Raw genomic sequence first — 16,707 nt, 5'->3', positions numbered from 1 at the left:
CCCCCTTACTTAGTTCTTTTCCGCTTTGGGCTTGCGAGAAACGCGGATATGAAGCTGTTCCAGCTGCTTCGTATCTACTTCCGACGGCGCATTCATGAGTAGGTCAGTAGAGCTTGCTGTTTTCGGGAATGCAATCGTTTCACGCAGGTTGTTACGTCCTGCAAGCAGCATAACCAAACGGTCGAAACCGAAGGCGATACCGCCATGTGGAGGCGTGCCGTATTCAAATGCATCCAGCAAGAAACCAAATTTATCGTAAGCTTCTTCCGTGGACAGACCAAGCGCTCCGAACATTTTCTCCTGTACATCCCGTTTAAAGATACGCATGGAGCCGCCGCCTACTTCATAACCGTTCAGTACCAAGTCATACGCCTGAGCACGAATTTGACCCGGATCGGTTTCGAACAGGTGCAGATCCTCTTCCTTCGGACGCGTGAACGGATGATGCTCTGCCACATAACGTTTCTCGTCTTCATCGTATCCAAGGAGTGGGAAATCCACCACCCAAGCAAATTTAAACTTATTATCGTCAATCAAACCAAGCTGACGGCCGATTTTCAAACGCAGTGCGCCCAACACATCTGCTACTACTTTTTTGTTGTCAGCTGAGAACAGAAGCAAGTCTCCGTCCTCCGCGCCTGTGCGCTCTTTGATCGCTTCGATCTCTTCAGGTGACATAAATTTCACGATAGGTCCTTTGAATTCGCCTTCTTTCACTTGAATCCAAGCCAGTCCTTTGGCACCATAACGCGCTGCATAAGGTCCCAGGTCATCAATTTCTTTACGAGTCCATGTTCCGCAGCCTTTCGCGTTCAAGCATTTCACTTCTCCGCCTTTTTCAATAACCGAAGCAAATACTTTAACTCCGCTCGTTGCTACAATATCATTCAGCTCAACAAGCTCCATGCCAAAGCGTAGATCCGGTTTGTCTGAACCGTACTTGCCCATTGCATCCGCATAAGTAATACGCTGGAACGGGGTCTCGATCTCGACTCCTTTGGTTTCGCGGAACAGCTTAACCATCAGATCTTCCATCATTGGAAGCAGCTCATCCTGCTGCAGGAAGGAAGTCTCAATGTCGACTTGCGTGAATTCCGGCTGACGATCGGCACGAAGATCCTCGTCACGGAAGCAGCGAGCAATCTGATAATAACGCTCCAAGCCGCCAACCATAAGGAGCTGCTTGTATACTTGTGGTGACTGTGGCAAAGCGAAGAATTCGCCTTCATGCACACGGCTTGGCACCAGGTAATCACGCGCACCTTCCGGCGTGCTCTTCGTCAGAATCGGTGTTTCTACTTCAATAAACTCTTTTGCATCCAGGAAGTCACGGAATACTTTAGCTGCTTTGGAACGCAGACGAAGCGTTTCCTGCATTTCCGGACGACGCAGGTCCATATAGCGATATTTCAAACGAAGGGATTCATCCACTTCAATTCCGTCTTCGATAAAGAACGGTGGAGTTTTAGATGCATTCAGCACTTCAATCTCTGTAATTTGTACTTCAATCAAGCCTGTTGGCAGGTTCGGGTTAACCGTCTCTTCCTCACGCTTGACTACCGTTCCTTTCACTGCCAGAACGTATTCACTGCGGACACGGTCAGCAATCTTAAGCGCTTCGCCGGAGTAATCCGGGTTAAATACGATCTGCACGATGCCGCTGCGGTCACGCAGATCAATAAAGAGCACGCCCCCGAGGTCACGGCGAGTCTGTACCCAACCGTTTAGTGTAACTGTTTGACCGATGTGCTCGGTCGTGAGTGTTCCGCATTGATGACTTCTTTGCATCTTCATTCTCCTTTGTAATCAGAAATTTATATAAAATCACCCTCCTAAATCCTCCCTGACAGGGAGGACCCCAAAGGGACCCTGCCCTCTGGACACCCGGAAGCTGCAGCAGAAGCAGCAGTTGGTGGAAGGTGAAAAAACTTATGTTGGTGGTGGGAGCGCTACTGTCCTTACCTTTTCCGCGTTGCTGTAAAGGTAAGGACCACGCTTCACTGCGTCCCAAGAGCGTTCAAACCCCTGTAGCCTTCGGCGTGATTTGCATTGCTTCGCTTCATGCAAGGCAAGTGCGCGTAAACCGTGGTAGCCTTCGGCGTGGTTTGTATTGCTTCGCTTCATGCAAGGCAAGTGCGCGTAAACCCTGGTAGCCTTCGGCGTGGTTTGTATTGCTTCGCTTCATGCAAGGCAAGTGCGCGTAAACCCTGATAGCCTTCGGCGTGGCTTGCATTGCTTCGCTTCATGCAAGGCAAGTGCTTGAAAACCCTGATAGCCTTCGGCGTGGCTTGCATTGCTTCGCTTCATGCAAGGCAAAGGCTTGAAAACTCTGATAGCCTTCGGCGTGGTTTGCATTGCTTCGCTTCATGCAAGGCAAGTGCGCCTAAACCCTGATAGCCTTCAGCGTGGCTTGGATCGCTTCGCTTCATGTAAGGCAAGTGCTTGAAAACCCCCTAGCCTTCGGCATGTCTTACACCGCTTCGCTCGGTGCAAGCGGAAGCGCTGCTATACTATTGCAGCGCGGAGACCAGGTCGGCGAGCTTCACAACACGCTGCTCGCCGTCTTGCATTGACTTGAGCGTGATTTCTCCCCGCTCAAGCTCATCCTCGCCAAGTATCGCGGTATACCGCGCTTTCAGGCGATCGGCCGACTTCATTTGGGCCTTCATCTTCCGGCCCAAATAATCGCGCTCTCCGCTGTATCCAGCTTGGCGCAGTTTAAACAGCTGCGCTGTCACCTCGGCCTCAGCAGCTTCGCCAAGGGCTACAAAGTAAACATCAAGCGGCTTCACCGCATCAAGCTCCACTCCCTGCTTATCCAGAATCAGCAGGATACGCTCAAGACCGATTCCAAAACCAATTCCCGGTTGATCCGGTCCGCCGATATCGCCTACAAGTCCGTTATAACGGCCGCCGCCGCCTATCGTATCGATGGCTCCGATTCCTTCTGCTTTCAGCTCAAAGGCAGTCATCGTGTAGTAATCAAGTCCCCGTACAAGACGATGATTCAGTGTATAGGGAATTTCCATACTGTCCAAATAGGCTTGTACCTTCTTGAAGTGGTTCGTTTCTTCCTCACTCAGGCTGTCCAAAATGGAAGGCGCGTCAGTAAATTTATCCTGATCCACCTTACAGTCCAGCACACGCAGCGGGTTCCGATCCATCCGGGATTGACAATCCTTACACAGCGATTCTCTCATTGGGTTAAGGAAGGCCAGCAGGGTCTCGCGATATGCAGCCCGGCTCTCCGCATTACCAACGGAGTTCAGCTCCACGTTAACGCCCTGAAGGCCAAGCTCCCGGCAAAATTGATATCCAAGTGCAATAACCTCTGCGTCAATTGCAGGGTCTACCGCACCGAACGCTTCCACTCCAAACTGGTGAAATTGACGCTGGCGTCCCGCCTGCGGCCGTTCATATCTGAACATCGGGCCAGTGTAATATAGCTTCGTTACATCCGGTTCTCCGTACAGCTTGTTCTCCACGTAGGAGCGGACAACTCCTGCTGTTCCTTCCGGTCGAAGCGTCATGCTCCGATCGCCCTTATCTTTGAAGGTGTACATTTCTTTCTCTACAATATCCGTGGTTTCACCCACACCCCGTTCAAACAGATTCGTCTGTTCGAATATCGGTGTACGAATCTCCCGATAGTTAAACCGTCCGCACAGCTCTCTTGCCTTACTCTCAACATATTGCCACTTCTCTACCACACCTGGCAGCAAATCCTGTGTCCCTGTCGGTTTTTGAAAAGCCATTCTTCATCCCTCCATCACTTTCCAATTCTTTGTTCTAGTATCTAAATTTTCTGAAAAACATAATTAAAAAGAATCCATTCCATAACACCTTTAGTTGCTTAAATCATGGGTTTATATAAATCAGAATTTTGAGTTATGAAATGGAATCAAAACAAAAAATCTCCCGCCCTGTCTCATACATGAAACAGGGACGAGAGATTGCTAGAAGCATATCTACCGTGGTACCACCCACATTCCGAACAAAGATTACTGCTAATCCTTCGTTCGCTTAAGGCGTGTAACGCTCGCCAGCGCGGTACGGCTAATCACCCATTGCTTTCGCCGCCCGTTCTCGAGGAAGTCATTCGTCCGGTCATCATGAGAATCCTTCCAGCCTAAGGGATTCATCTCTAAGCATGTGGGGCACGGAGTACTTGGTCCTGTCATCAAATCACATTATATATCCTTATATTATTGTTCGATTGTAATGAACCCATACATTAAAGTCAAGCATTTTACAAAAGAAAATAACATGCGAGGTAAACTAATTCCAGAAAAAAGACAGAAAAAAACCTACAAAAACGGTTTGTAGGTTCAAAGTATATATTAAAAAAGGGGGTCATGCTGTTATTATAAACAGCATATATTAATAATTGATGTTGTTAATATTACGAGTGTATTACAATTTTGAAAGCGCTTTAACTAGCTTGGTCTAAAATGTCTCATTCCATAAACCGTTACACAACGTTCCTGCGGATTCCGCATCAATCCTTCTGTAAAAGCTTGCTCTTGCATATATCATTAAAGATTACTCATCTATTTCCACATATCCGCCTTTAGAGCGAATTTTGTTTACGACTTCCTCGTATTCTTCATCCTTTACCTTCACAGATAATACATAATGGAGGTTGTCATAGTCGTCAGTAAATACATCCTCCGCATTCAGCAGCCCGCCTTCCCGATTTCCATTGCGATCTGCCGCTGTTGGTTCATCCGGATTACGATCTGACACAACGGGAACTATACCCTCCGTTTGTGTTCCAGCTGCTGTGCCTACAGCACCGGTTGTATTAACCCCCCCTACGTTGTTATAGGGAACAAGAGGAATGAGAATTCGATTTGATCTCCCTATGGAAGAATCCAGTTCACCTACCTCCAATTGCTCTGTAGCAAACGCATGTAGGGAGATTCTGGCACCTTCTGCATCATCCTCGGTTCTGAAATACGCTTGTATTCTCTTCGACATGACAAACCCTCCTTATTAAAATAGTTAGTTCATTGTGTTCTGAAGCACGACATTGAAAGTCGGCTCCATTTTATATCGCTTTTAGTATTTCTCGTACAAATGCAGGTTCATCCTCAGGTGTACGGGATGTAATGAAATTACCATCTACAACGGCTTCCTCATCACGGAATTCAGCACCAGCATTGATCATATCGTCTTTAAGCGGTGGATAAGAAGTAACGGTACGTCCCTTCAACAGATCCGCGCTCGCCAAAATTTGCGGGCCATGGCATATCGCTGCAATTGGCTTCTTCGCCTGATTGACTTCGGTAACGAAGGTCAGAATTTGATCATTCAAACGAAGATTTTCTGGTGAAGATCCACCCGGAATGACGACGGCGTCATAATCAGCTGCACTGACCTCCGTAATGGCTTTTTCAATTGTGTACTCTTCTTTTCCTTGTTTCCCTTTCACGGTAGCTCCTGCTTCAAGGCCGATAATCACGGCTTCATGTCCTGCTTTTTTTACCTCATCGTAGGGAACTTTCATTTCCGAGTCTTCGAATTGGTCTGCTAACAAAAATGCTACTTTACTCATTGATTATCGTCTCCTTTCAAGGCAATAGCGCCTCGAGTATTCATTACCCTGAATGACCTGTTTTATAACATCCACCGCAAAAATCTCTATATCCATAAAAATTCAATTTATAAGTCATCAAATGAAAAAAACTATCTCCTTGAGAGAAGTTCTCCAAGAAAATAGCTCTAAGATCGCGGCAACCGGATTCTGACCGGCTTATCTGTTGATGTTGTTTCATACAACGAGATTGTTTTGGTTGCTGCTACATTGGCCAAATGCATGGCTTCGGGTACACTTCCCGGCAGAAGCAGCATAGACACATTCATGTTCATTTGCTTTAGAGATTGTCGCATACCAAAAAGACACCGTCCTCACTAGGCTTATTCATTACCTAGTATGTCCCGGTGTCTATGGAATTAATCTGATGTAAACCTACGAAGTCGAGTTAGACCTTGCTCTCCAAGATCAGCGTCACAGGGCCGTCATTATTCAGCGCAACATCCATCATCGCTCCAAATTTCCCTGTCTCAACGATAAGCCCCTTGCTTCTAAGCTGCTCATTAAAATACGCATACAGCGGCTCTGCCACATCAGGCCTTGCCGCAGCCATGAAGTTCGGTCTTTTTCCTTTACGTGTATCTCCATACAGCGTAAATTGCGACACGGATAGGATGGCACCGCCGACATCCATAATGCTATTGTTCATTTTTCCGGCTTCGTCCTCAAACACACGCAAACCGGCGATCTTTTCGGCCAAATAGTCAGCATCCTTCAGTGTATCCTCATGCGTTATACCAACAAGCAGCATAAATCCTCTATTTATCTGACCGACAATCTCTTGATCTACAGTTACTTTCGCTTCGCTTACGCGCTGCAATACCACTCTCATGTTGATCTGTACTCCTTATTGCATAATCCGATGTACAGAATATACATCTTTAACTCGCTTAATTCGCTCTACAACCGATTGCAGATGATCCGTATTCCGAATCAGAATGGTCATATGAACCTGAGCAAGCTTATTCTTATCTGTACGCCCCGTAACAGCAGATATATTCGTCTTACTTTCGGACACGGCCTGAAGTACTTCATTAAGCAGCCCATTCCGATCATGTCCAGTAATCTCAATATCGACGCTGTAGCTCGCCGTTTCATTCTCGTTCTCCCACTCTACTTCGATCACACGTGCCGCTTCTTCCCCTTCGAGGTCTAATGACGGAAGATTCGGGCAATCGGTACGATGGACAGAAACCCCGCGCCCGCGCGTAACATACCCTACAATTTCGTCACCTGGCACCGGATTGCAGCAGCGTGCAAATCGCACAAGCAAATTATCAATGCCTTTGACTTTAACACCGTTGGTATGCTGAGCCTTTCGCTCAGGAGCGGCCTTAATTTCCTTGCGTTCTGTCGTAAGCTCAAGCAGGCTTGCTTCCTCCTGCTCTTTCCGGAGCTTCTCTGTCAGACGTGTCACGATTTGGGATGCAGTAATACCGCTGAAGCCAATCGCAGACAGCATATCGTCAATATCGTTAAACGCGAAACGTTTGCAGACCTCCTGCAATTTGTCATCCGTAAGCCATTGAGAAGGCTCGAGGCCAATCCGTTTCAGCTCACGTTCAAGGCTATCTCGACCTTTTTCGACATTTTCTTCACGTTTTTCTTTCTTATACCACTGTTTAATCTTACTGCGTGCATGAGAAGATTGCGCAATCTTCAACCAATCACGGCTAGGACCATACGAATGCTTGGAAGTCAAAATTTCAACTATATCGCCGGTCTTGAGCTGATAATCCAGTGGTACAATTCGTCCATTAACTTTAGCTCCAATCGTACGGTTACCTACTTCTGTATGAATCCGGTAAGCAAAATCAAGAGGCACTGAGCCTGCAGGAAGCTCAATGACTTCACCTTTTGGAGTAAACACAAATACAAGATCCGAGAAAAAGTCCATCTTCAAGGATTCTACAAACTCTGAAGCATCCTTCGCTTCATTTTGCAGCTCAAGAATCTCTCTGAAGAACGTAATGCTGTCCTCTAAATTATTGCCTCCGCCTTCCTTATACGCCCAGTGGGCAGCAATACCGAACTCTGCTGTGCGGTGCATATCCCAAGTACGAATCTGAACCTCGGTCGGCTCTCCCTTTGGACCTACTACGGTCGTATGCAGAGACTGATACATATTGGCTTTGGGCATCGCAATATAATCTTTGAATCTTCCAGGCATCGGCTTCCATAAGGTATGGATAATTCCGAGGGTAGCATAGCAATCTTTAATATTATCAACAATAATTCGAATAGCGAGCAGATCGTAAATTTCGTTAAACTGCTTATTCTTGCTCGTCATCTTCTTATACACACTGTATATATGTTTAGGGCGTCCGGACAGATCGGCCTGAATTCCCATCTCACCCAGCTTGTCGGATATCCGATCAATGACATTATCAATATATTGCTCGCGTTCTGCACGCTTCTTGTGCATCAGGTTAGCAATACGATAGTACTGCTGCGGGTTCAAATAACGGAGTGCAATATCCTCCATCTCCCACTTAATCGCCGAGATCCCGAGCCGGTTGGCAATCGGACAGAAGATCTCCAAGGTTTCATACGAAATACGGCGTTGACTTTCTTCGGACTGAAATTTCAACGTACGCATATTGTGGAGACGGTCCGCCAGTTTAATGACAATGACCCTGATATCCTGAGCCATCGCAATAAACATCTTTCGGTAGTTCTCGTTCTGCTGCTCCTCTTTTGAACGGAATTTAATACGCTCCAGCTTCGTCAGACCATCCACCAGCATGGCACATGTATCTCCGAACTTCTCTTTGATCTCGTCCAGTGATACCGTAGTGTCTTCAACGACATCATGAAGCAGGGCAGCAATGATTGATATGCTGTCCATCTGCATGTTCACCACGATATCTGCAACAGCCAGCGGGTGCAATATATACGGTTCACCCGATTTTCTCGTCTGTCCGTGATGAGCTTTCTCAGCAAAGTCATAGGCTTCACGGATCCGGGTTAATTCGGGTTCTTTGATATAGGCTCCAGCCTTTTCCAGTAATTGCTCTATGCCCATCTAATCTTGTCCGATTCCTTTCTATAATAAAATGGAACCCGCCGATCTTACATCTACACAGGTTCCCCGAAAAAGTGATTTTATAATATTATGACGCTTACCTGCTTCTACGTCAACCGTCGTCATTAGATGACAAGTTATGCTTTTTCACCAACTATAATATATAGGCATCTAGTTCCCCTATGAAAGCGTGTCAAACCACAGAACTGATATGAAAAGAAATTCATTGAAAAATGTCGGAAAACTGTATAATCTATTAAGGATTGCAGAGGCTACATCTAACGATTATGTACGATTTTATTTTGAGGAGTGAACAATTTTGCAGCGTGAAATCGGAGTTAATGAGAAGCTCCCTGTAGGACCAGGTCTACTATTAAGTATTCAGCATTTGTTTGCCATGTTCGGCAGCACTGTACTGGTACCTAACATCTTTGGTGTCGACCCTGGGATGATCCTATTAATGAATGGTATAGGGACCCTTCTCTACATCTTTATATGTAAAGGAAAAATACCTGCCTACCTTGGCTCCAGCTTTGCTTTTCTTGCACCTGTGGGAGTGGTATTAGGACAACATGGGGATAATGGGTATTCCATGGCCCTCAGCGCGTTTATTGTCACGGGTATTATCTTCTGTCTTGTTGCTTTGATTATTAAATATACCGGCACAAAATGGCTGGACGTGCTCTTTCCCCCGGCAGTGATGGGAGCTGTTGTGGCTCTAATCGGACTGGAACTCGTTCCAGTCGCAGCAGGAATGGCAGGACTTGTTGGCACGGAAGAGGGTTGGTCCCCGGATGCAACCACAATCACACTATCCATGGTCACTCTTGGTGTAACCGTGCTGGGCTCCATTCTATTTCGTGGATTTGCGAAGATCATTCATATTCTGATCGGTATTGTGGCAGGTTATCTGCTTGCGTTCTTTATGGGAGTAGTCGATACAGCCAGCTTCTCAAGTGCAAGCCTGTTTAAAACGCCAGAAATAACGACTCCTACTTGGGATATGGGGGTAATCTTTACGATTGTACCGGTAGCCTTGGTCGTTATCGTTGAGCATATCGGTCACCTGCTCGTTACAGGCAGCATCGTAGGCAAGGATCTGTCCAAAGATCCTGGGCTTCATCGTTCCCTGCTGGGTAACGGCATCTCAACAGTGATATCTGGATTCGTTGGCTCTACACCCAACACAACTTATGGGGAAAATATCGGTGTCATGGCTTTAACTCGCGTTTACTCGATATTCGTTATCGGAGGGGCTGCGATTATCGCCATTATACTTTCGTTCTCAGGAACGTTTACCGCTATTGTCGCCAACATTCCGACCGCTGTAATGGGAGGCGTATCCCTTCTCTTGTTTGGGATCATTGCCGCATCCGGCTTCCGAATCTTTGTCGAGCAAAAAGTTAATTTCTCCAAAACCAAAAACATGCTGCTGACTACACTTGTATTCGTTACAGGGCTCAGCGGTGCTACCCTTGAGATAGGAACCGTACAGTTAAAAGGTATGGCACTTGCCACGATTGTTGGTATGATTGCTGCGCTGCTGTTCTATCTCTTCGAAAAACTGGGCTGGATGAATGAACGTGAGGATGAGTCCGCTCACTAAGATATACACAACATACACATACGAACGAAAAAAAGGTGATCAGCTATAGCTGATCACCTTTTTTTCAATCATCTGACGTTTATTCGTCAAAATATTTCCCGGGAAACGGGAGATTAGTATTTCATAAGTGAATACACATTCACATCTGTAAGTTTATCTCTACCCTTGAGTTCTTCGAGTTCAATCAGGAATGCAGCGCCAACTACGTTTCCACCCAACTGACGAACTAGATTTACGGAAGTCGCAATGGTACCGCCTGTTGCGAGCAAATCATCAGCAATGAGTACATTTTGGCCTTTTTCAATGGCATCCGTATGCATCGCTAATTGATCTTTACCGTATTCGAGATCATATCCGATTTCAATCGTTTCCCCTGGTAGTTTACCGCTCTTGCGAATAGGTGCAAAACCAACACCCAGCGCATAAGCAAGCGGCGCTCCAACAACAAAACCGCGTGCTTCCGGGCCCGCAATCACGTCAATTTTCAAATCAGATACAAGCTGCTTGATTTCATCTACCGCTTTGCGGTACACTTCTCCGTCCTTCAGCAGTGTTGTAATGTCCTTGAAGCTGATTCCGGGCTGCGGAAAATCAGGAATAACCCGAATGTAATCTTTAAAATCCAAAATAATCTCCTCCTAAAATAAATAAATGCTTAGGATGCACCTTTCATGTGAGTCATCATCCATTGCATCAGTTGGGGCGCTGCCAAATCGAACATCGCATGTTCCATATCAACGAGCTGTTCAATAGCCTGGTAGTTTCGGGAATCCATCAAATTTTGCTTGGAAGGATTCCTCACGAATGTTATTGTACCAGAATTTCGTTCAATGAATGACAGCTCCTCAAACACATCCATCACTTTGGAGATCATCCTTACAGAATATCCGCACTGACGACTGAGTGCCTCCATCATTCCTTTTTCCGGTACAGCTTCTTGTCCCCATTTGGATATAAGGACATATATACGTTTAAAATCATCACGCGTAAATCGCTGCAATCTCTCGCTTCGATGTACATGGGCGTGAAGAAGAATAACATTACCCGTTCTCTTGATCAAGCTTTGCATCGCTGTTAATTGCTCGGCAGTTTCGGGGGTATCCAGAACAAACAGATTATCCAGCTGCTCTCCCTCAAATTCTAACGCTAAGTCGTTCTTCGGAACGACTCCAACCTTCCTATCATATACCCAAATAGCCTTTTCATTCAATTGGTTTTCTAGACCAAATATATTTTTTTCATGAACAAGCACTCCGCTGATGCTTGACGGTGATTGAGCCCGGCTGCCCAGCTGCTGTATGAATCGCTCGATTTCGCGTCCTGGGTCCCTGCTTCCCCGATAATCAAACACCTGGTGCTCAGGAAATCTGAAATCGTCCAGCATCAGCTGCAGCTTCCTGGAGCCATTCCATTCATTGATTTGCAGCTCGCCCATCACTTCAAGTGCAGAGCCCTCTGGAAGATAGTCTGCATATATGCCGTTCCCAAATGAAACAGCATCAATAAGCTGACCATCTTGTTCTAGCGTAAGCTTTAAATGAGACTGATCTTTCCCCATCTTGCGGATGCCGACCAGATTCACATTTCGAATCACGAATTTAGGCGTAGGATTATCCATGCCAAATGGCTGAAGCAGCTCCAGCTCCTCAATGACAGACAGAGGTACCTCGCCTAGGCTGCACTCTCCATCTGTATCCTTCACCGGGATAAAATGCTCAGGCTGCATCGTTCTCTCTGCGTACTCATTCAGCTGCTCCTCAAAAAGTGTCAGTTGATCACGATGCAGCGTCATACCTGCAGCCGCAGGATGACCTCCATAATGATCCATGACATCCTTGCAAGCAGTTAGTGCCTCATAGATGTCGAGCCCAGGAACCGACCGGGCAGAGCCTTTACATTTGCCGGTCTCTGGATCGATGCCCAGGATTAGTGTGGGACGATAATAACGTTCCAGCACTTTTGAAGCTACAATCCCGACAACACCTGGATTCCAGCCCTCTCCTGCAATGACGATGACATGCGGAAGGTGACCTTTGGAGGCTTTTTTCTGCTCCAGCATCTCGACAGCCTGCTGGGTCATTTGCTGCACCACCTGCTGACGCTCCCGATTCAGCAGATCCAGTTCCTCAGCAAGCCTTACAGCTTCATCCTGATCCTCGGTTGTTAATAGGGCAACAGCCCTGCCTGCATGATCAAGCCTGCCGCTAGCGTTAATGCGGGGACCTACTGAAAAACCGATATGAACAGAATTGACGGTTGCTAGTTCAACTCCGCTGATCTCAAGGAGAGCACGAATCCCAAGATACGCCGAATTTTTCATCGATTCGAGACCTTGTTTTACAATGATTCGATTCTCATCTGTAAGCGGCATTAGATCCGCTATCGTGCCGATGCTTGCAATTTCCATCCATTCTTTCGGTACATCTCCCAGAATCGCTTGGGCAAGCTTAAGAGCAACCCCTACACCAGCTAAGCCTTTGAAAGGATAGGGACAATCTTTTTGCTTGGGGTTAATTAATGTATAGGCTTCCGGTAATACATCAGGAGGCTCGTGATGGTCAGTGACAATGACATCGATACCGAGCTCTTTTGCATAAGCAATTTGTTCTACCGCACTTATCCCTGTATCTACCGTGATGATTAATGTAACTCCCTGTTGATGAGCCCAGTCCAGCGCATGATTATGAAGGCCATAGCCTTCATTAGCACGATGGGGAATATATATATCGTAAGAGGCAGAGAGTCTGCGCATTAAATGAATCATCAGCGAGGTACTAGAGACTCCATCGGCGTCATAGTCGCCATATATTAAAATATGTTCACGCTGATCCAGCGCATCCTTAATGCGAGGTATTGCTTCCTTCATTCCTTTTAACAGATAGGGATCATGCATGGACCCCGCACCAGCATTTAAAAAGTGTGAAGCATCATCTATCTTACCTAAGCCTCGATTAGCAAGCAGTCTAGCCATCAGGGGAGATATGTTTAGATCATCAGCTAATTTCTGTACTTCTTCCTCATCATGCTTCGGCATATTCCATTGATATTTCGAATAAAGCACTGTAAATCACCTTTCTTTCTATACAGAATGAACTTGGCATCATTAATCCATAGTTCAATCTATCCAGCACGCCACAAACCTTTTGTATCCAAAGTAACAGCTGCTTATATACAATGGCCGTTTGTTCACTGAAGCAAAGTAGTAGACTCGCGTTCAGCCAGCTCATAATTACTCTTATATGGATACTCTGATAGATACGGCAGAACTTCTATGCTGACCTCTGTAACCTGTTCAAATCTTCCTGTAAGCAGAACCTTGACACGCTCTGACGTTTCCTGTGCCTCAGCAACGCTCATTCTTGGATTTACGGTCACTCTCACATCTACATAGATACCACTCGTCCGCTCGTAGGCGTTAATCTGTTCAACCGTTACAATACCATGTACACGCTGAACTGTCTCCATGTAATCATAGGTATCTTGTCGAACTTCCTTATCTTTGCGGCCCAAGAAATAGCTTGCGAGCAGCTCATATCCCTTCCAGATTACGATTCCGGATGTGATAAGCGCAGCAACAGGTTCACTGTATAGAAGCAAAGAGTAATCCATTTCTTTACCGATCATAGCAAGCGTGATGCCTGTAAGGACGATTATAGAGCTATATAGAGCTAAACGGTGATGACGGCCCATGATATGTATGGCTCTTTTATCCTTGTAGCTGCGTCTCCATTCATATTGAAACCATATCTCTCTTGCAACAAAAGCAACAAACGCGATGATTAAGACCATCAGCTGCGGCGGTTCAAGATCTCCTGCCACCATAACATAGATCGAAGAGAAAGCAATTTGCATTGCACCTAATATAACGAGCAAAGGAATGATCAGTGCGAGAAATTCTCCGAATCGAACCGTGCGGCTTGTAGAGGATTCTATGATGGGTTCCTTGTCAGCGTTACCGAACCGATGTGTAATAAGTGTAGAGACCTCACCTGCGGAGTATATTGCGTCGCTCAAAAGTGCCTTGTTTCCCGAAATATAACCTACACTGCCTTTTAATATCGTAAGTCCCATATTTCCGAGCATACTAGTCCAGAAACGAGACCTGTTCATTTTTTCCATATAATCAGTGGTCATCCGTGTTCCCCCTCTACACGTTAGACGGTTAGATTCGAAAGCCGCGCCTTACTCAGACGCGGCTTTCATTGTTTTACCATTGAAGTCAGTTAGCCGACTTCGCAGGATTGTTTGTTTTTGGCTTTTGTTTATTTTTAAGAATGGCCCAGAGCGGGCTTGCAATAAATATAGACGAGTAGGCACCGAAGACAAGACCAATCACCATAGCCAGTGAGAACATGCGAATCGATTCGCCGCCCAGCAGGAATAGGAACAGTGATGCAATAAATACGGTAATTGTCGTATTCAATGAACGAGTCATTGTCTGTGCAATGCTTCGGTTTACAACCTCATTCACATCTTTACTTGTCTTGGTCTTAGCAAATCTCAAATTCTCTCGAATCCGGTCAAACACAACGATCGTATCATTAATGGAGAAACCGACAATGGTTAATACTGCCGTAATAAAGGTCAGATCTACTTCCCATCTGAATAAAGAGAAAATACTGATAACGACAAATGCATCATGCAGCAGTGCGACGATTGCAGCTACAGCAAATCTCCACTCAAACCGAATGGTAACATAGATCAAAATGCCCAAGCTTGCAATCAGTACGGCATAAATTGCATTGCGTCCCAGCTCTTTGGCCATTTCCGGATCAACGGTGTTGACTTCAAAGGACGCTTCCGGGTCAATTTGTTCATTAAAAGCGGACTTCAAATTAGCTTCCTGTTCTTCATTGAGCACCGAAGAAAAACGAATATTCACTTGGCTTGTACCTGCAGAAATGGCAGGCTCGTCATCTGCCAGCCCCAGCTCTTCAAGGACAGGTTCAATTTCTTCCGTTGTAATCGTTTTGGACGCAGTCACGTCCACATTCGAGCCAGATCGGAAATCTACGCCATAATTAAGTCCGAAGACAGCAAGGCTTAATATCCCAAGCAAAGTAATGACGATGGAAAACGTATAAAAATATTTACTTATTTTGATGTAATCAAATTCCCAATTAAAGCGCACGAATTTCACTCTCCTTCACGCCGAAGTAAGAAGGCTTCTTAATCAGTTTTGCTTTGACAAGCAAGTTCAGCAAGAAGCGGGAGAAGAAGATATTCGTAAGAATACTCGTTACAATATCTATGATCAGAACGATTGCGAAGCCTCTGACTGCTCCGGTACCAAGCCAGAACATAACACCAGCTGCAATAATCGTGGTCACATTCGAATCCATTACCGTACGGAATGAGATCCGTTCACCGGACTTAACAGCAGACATGACGCTCTTTCCGCTGCGAAGCTCTTCTTTAATCCGTTCATAAGTAATAATATTGGCGTCAACCGCCATCCCGATCCCCAGAATGAAGGCCGCAATCCCTGGCAAGGTGAGAACGAAATCTCCCCAATAAAAAATAAGCAGAACAAGCCATGTATGCACGATGAGACAAAAGCTTGCTACAATCCCAGGTATACGATATAAAGCGATCATAAATATTAAAATAAAGACGGATGCAACAATCCCGGCTTTAATTGTCTGTTCCAGGGACAGCTGTCCAAGTGAAGCACCTACGCTTTGAGAGTATTTCTCTGTCAGCTTCAGTGGGAGCGCTCCAAGATTGATGGTGTCTCGAAGCTGGTTCGCTTCTTCCCGTGTGTAGCTGCCTGTGATCTGTGCCTTGCCATCGGTCAATACTTGCTGAACAATGGGTGCAGATAACAGTTCATCATCCAGATAAATGGCAAGCTCTTGACCTTGCAGACGCTCCGTAATTTCTGCGAATTTCTCCTTATCCTTCACCTGAATGTCCACCATAGGCTCATTTAGGCTGCCAAATACAACAGAGGCGCCGTTCTCGACAAACTCATTACCTCTGAGTTCAATTTTGCTGTACTCGCCGGGCTCGTCCCCATCCTGCGCACTGCGGAACGTCAGAACAGCCGGCTCCTTCATCTTGCTGCGTACCTCGGTCTCATCCGTAACCCCAGCAAGCTTCAAGCGAATCCGGTTCGAACCTTCTGTTGTTACTTCAGGCTCACTTGTTCCTAACGCATTTGCACGTTGCTCGAGACTCTTCGCCGTCTGAGTAAGTGATTCTCTGGTGACTTCTTGTCCTGCTTCCAGCGGCTCAGCTTCATATAAAATCTCGAAGCCTCCCTTTAAATCGAGGCCGAGGCGTATATTGTTAAGCAGACCTGGGCTTGTAAAAGCCATAACGCCGGCGGTCACTAGCACGACCAGAATGAAACTGATAGCTCTCTTCATGCCGTCACTTTTATCCCCCTTCATTCTCAATATTCCTATTATAGCTATGCAGGAAATCTCAGTCAATTTTCCTATATGAAAAAGGCATCGGGCGAACCGTTATTTCGGA

Annotated in this window: 13 protein-coding genes; 1 reads left to right on the top strand and 12 read right to left on the bottom strand. The window is 46.0% G+C overall.

Annotation, left to right across the window (positions count from 1 at the left end; genetic code table 11):
• Positions 1-9 precede the first annotated feature (9 nt).
• The 7 genes from aspS to ACFSVM_RS21345 all read right to left on the bottom strand — a co-directional run bounded on the left by aspS (position 10) and on the right by ACFSVM_RS21345 (position 8,621).
• Positions 10-1,788 (bottom strand): aspartate--tRNA ligase, encoded by a 1,779-nt coding sequence (gene aspS / locus ACFSVM_RS21375; RefSeq protein ID WP_379264451.1) that lies wholly within the window; start codon positions 1,786-1,788, stop codon positions 10-12.
• A gap of 722 nt (positions 1,789-2,510) precedes the next feature.
• On the bottom strand, positions 2,511-3,755 hold the full coding sequence (hisS, locus tag ACFSVM_RS21370) for a histidine--tRNA ligase (protein ID WP_379264449.1): 1,245 nt from the start codon (positions 3,753-3,755) through the stop codon (positions 2,511-2,513).
• A 787-nt stretch (positions 3,756-4,542) separates the two neighbouring features.
• Positions 4,543-4,980: a hypothetical protein gene (locus tag ACFSVM_RS21365; RefSeq protein ID WP_076313482.1), complete on the bottom strand. Its 438-nt coding sequence runs from the start codon at positions 4,978-4,980 to the stop codon at positions 4,543-4,545.
• A 70-nt stretch (positions 4,981-5,050) separates the two neighbouring features.
• Positions 5,051-5,557 carry a type 1 glutamine amidotransferase domain-containing protein gene (locus tag ACFSVM_RS21360; RefSeq protein ID WP_047913318.1) on the bottom strand — a complete coding sequence of 169 codons (507 nt, stop codon included), beginning with the start codon at positions 5,555-5,557 and terminating at the stop codon, positions 5,051-5,053.
• A gap of 167 nt (positions 5,558-5,724) precedes the next feature.
• Complete coding sequence (locus ACFSVM_RS21355; protein ID WP_179085549.1) at positions 5,725-5,892, bottom strand: hypothetical protein; 168 nt, start codon at positions 5,890-5,892, stop codon at positions 5,725-5,727.
• 92 nt (positions 5,893-5,984) lie between these two features.
• On the bottom strand, positions 5,985-6,428 hold the full coding sequence (gene dtd, locus ACFSVM_RS21350) for a D-aminoacyl-tRNA deacylase (protein ID WP_090725112.1): 444 nt from the start codon (positions 6,426-6,428) through the stop codon (positions 5,985-5,987).
• Between the two features lie 15 nt (positions 6,429-6,443).
• The gene (locus ACFSVM_RS21345; RefSeq protein ID WP_076313484.1) at positions 6,444-8,621 is read right to left on the bottom strand and encodes a RelA/SpoT family protein; all 2,178 of its coding nucleotides are present in this window, start codon (positions 8,619-8,621) and stop codon (positions 6,444-6,446) included.
• Between the two features lie 319 nt (positions 8,622-8,940).
• On the opposite strand from ACFSVM_RS21345, the gene uraA reads away from it, so the two are divergent.
• Complete coding sequence (gene uraA / locus ACFSVM_RS21340) at positions 8,941-10,227, top strand: uracil permease (protein WP_090725110.1); 1,287 nt, start codon at positions 8,941-8,943, stop codon at positions 10,225-10,227.
• A gap of 113 nt (positions 10,228-10,340) precedes the next feature.
• On the opposite strand, the gene ACFSVM_RS21335 is transcribed toward uraA, so the two are convergent.
• The 5 genes from ACFSVM_RS21335 to secD all read right to left on the bottom strand — a co-directional run bounded on the left by ACFSVM_RS21335 (position 10,341) and on the right by secD (position 16,598).
• A complete protein-coding gene (locus ACFSVM_RS21335; RefSeq protein ID WP_047913322.1) occupies positions 10,341-10,853 on the bottom strand; it encodes an adenine phosphoribosyltransferase in 513 nt (170 codons plus the stop codon).
• Positions 10,854-10,882: 29 nt separating this feature from the next.
• Positions 10,883-13,288, bottom strand: a complete 2,406-nt coding sequence (recJ, locus tag ACFSVM_RS21330) for a single-stranded-DNA-specific exonuclease RecJ (RefSeq protein WP_076313486.1) — start codon at positions 13,286-13,288, stop codon at positions 10,883-10,885.
• 125 nt (positions 13,289-13,413) lie between these two features.
• Positions 13,414-14,361 carry a cation diffusion facilitator family transporter gene (locus ACFSVM_RS21325; RefSeq protein ID WP_090725107.1) on the bottom strand — a complete coding sequence of 316 codons (948 nt, stop codon included), beginning with the start codon at positions 14,359-14,361 and terminating at the stop codon, positions 13,414-13,416.
• Between the two features lie 85 nt (positions 14,362-14,446).
• On the bottom strand, positions 14,447-15,358 hold the full coding sequence (gene secF / locus ACFSVM_RS21320) for a protein translocase subunit SecF (RefSeq protein ID WP_076313488.1): 912 nt from the start codon (positions 15,356-15,358) through the stop codon (positions 14,447-14,449).
• Positions 15,348-16,598: a protein translocase subunit SecD gene (secD, locus tag ACFSVM_RS21315; protein WP_076313568.1), complete on the bottom strand. Its 1,251-nt coding sequence runs from the start codon at positions 16,596-16,598 to the stop codon at positions 15,348-15,350. Before secD ends, secF begins: the two co-directional genes overlap by 11 nt.
• Between the last annotated feature and the right edge of the window lie 109 nt (positions 16,599-16,707).

It is taken from the genome of Paenibacillus shunpengii (genome assembly GCF_042684905.1).
GTDB lineage: Bacteria > Bacillota > Bacilli > Paenibacillales > Paenibacillaceae > Paenibacillus > Paenibacillus shunpengii.
This window is presented reverse-complemented; position numbering and strand designations above follow the sequence as displayed.

Excerpts from the sequence above, each read along its gene's own strand:
- aspS (WP_379264451.1), bottom strand. The coding sequence starts at position 1,788 with ATGCAAAGAAGTCATCAATGCGGAACACTCACGACCGAGCACATCGGT.
- hisS (WP_379264449.1), bottom strand. The coding sequence starts at position 3,755 with ATGGCTTTTCAAAAACCGACAGGGACACAGGATTTGCTGCCAGGTGTG.
- ACFSVM_RS21365 (WP_076313482.1), bottom strand. The coding sequence starts at position 4,980 with ATGTCGAAGAGAATACAAGCGTATTTCAGAACCGAGGATGATGCAGAA.
- ACFSVM_RS21360 (WP_047913318.1), bottom strand. The coding sequence starts at position 5,557 with ATGAGTAAAGTAGCATTTTTGTTAGCAGACCAATTCGAAGACTCGGAA.
- ACFSVM_RS21355 (WP_179085549.1), bottom strand. The coding sequence starts at position 5,892 with ATGCGACAATCTCTAAAGCAAATGAACATGAATGTGTCTATGCTGCTT.
- dtd (WP_090725112.1), bottom strand. The coding sequence starts at position 6,428 with ATGAGAGTGGTATTGCAGCGCGTAAGCGAAGCGAAAGTAACTGTAGAT.
- ACFSVM_RS21345 (WP_076313484.1), bottom strand. The coding sequence starts at position 8,621 with ATGGGCATAGAGCAATTACTGGAAAAGGCTGGAGCCTATATCAAAGAA.
- ACFSVM_RS21325 (WP_090725107.1), bottom strand. The coding sequence starts at position 14,361 with ATGACCACTGATTATATGGAAAAAATGAACAGGTCTCGTTTCTGGACT.
- secD (WP_076313568.1), bottom strand. The coding sequence starts at position 16,598 with ATGAAGAGAGCTATCAGTTTCATTCTGGTCGTGCTAGTGACCGCCGGC.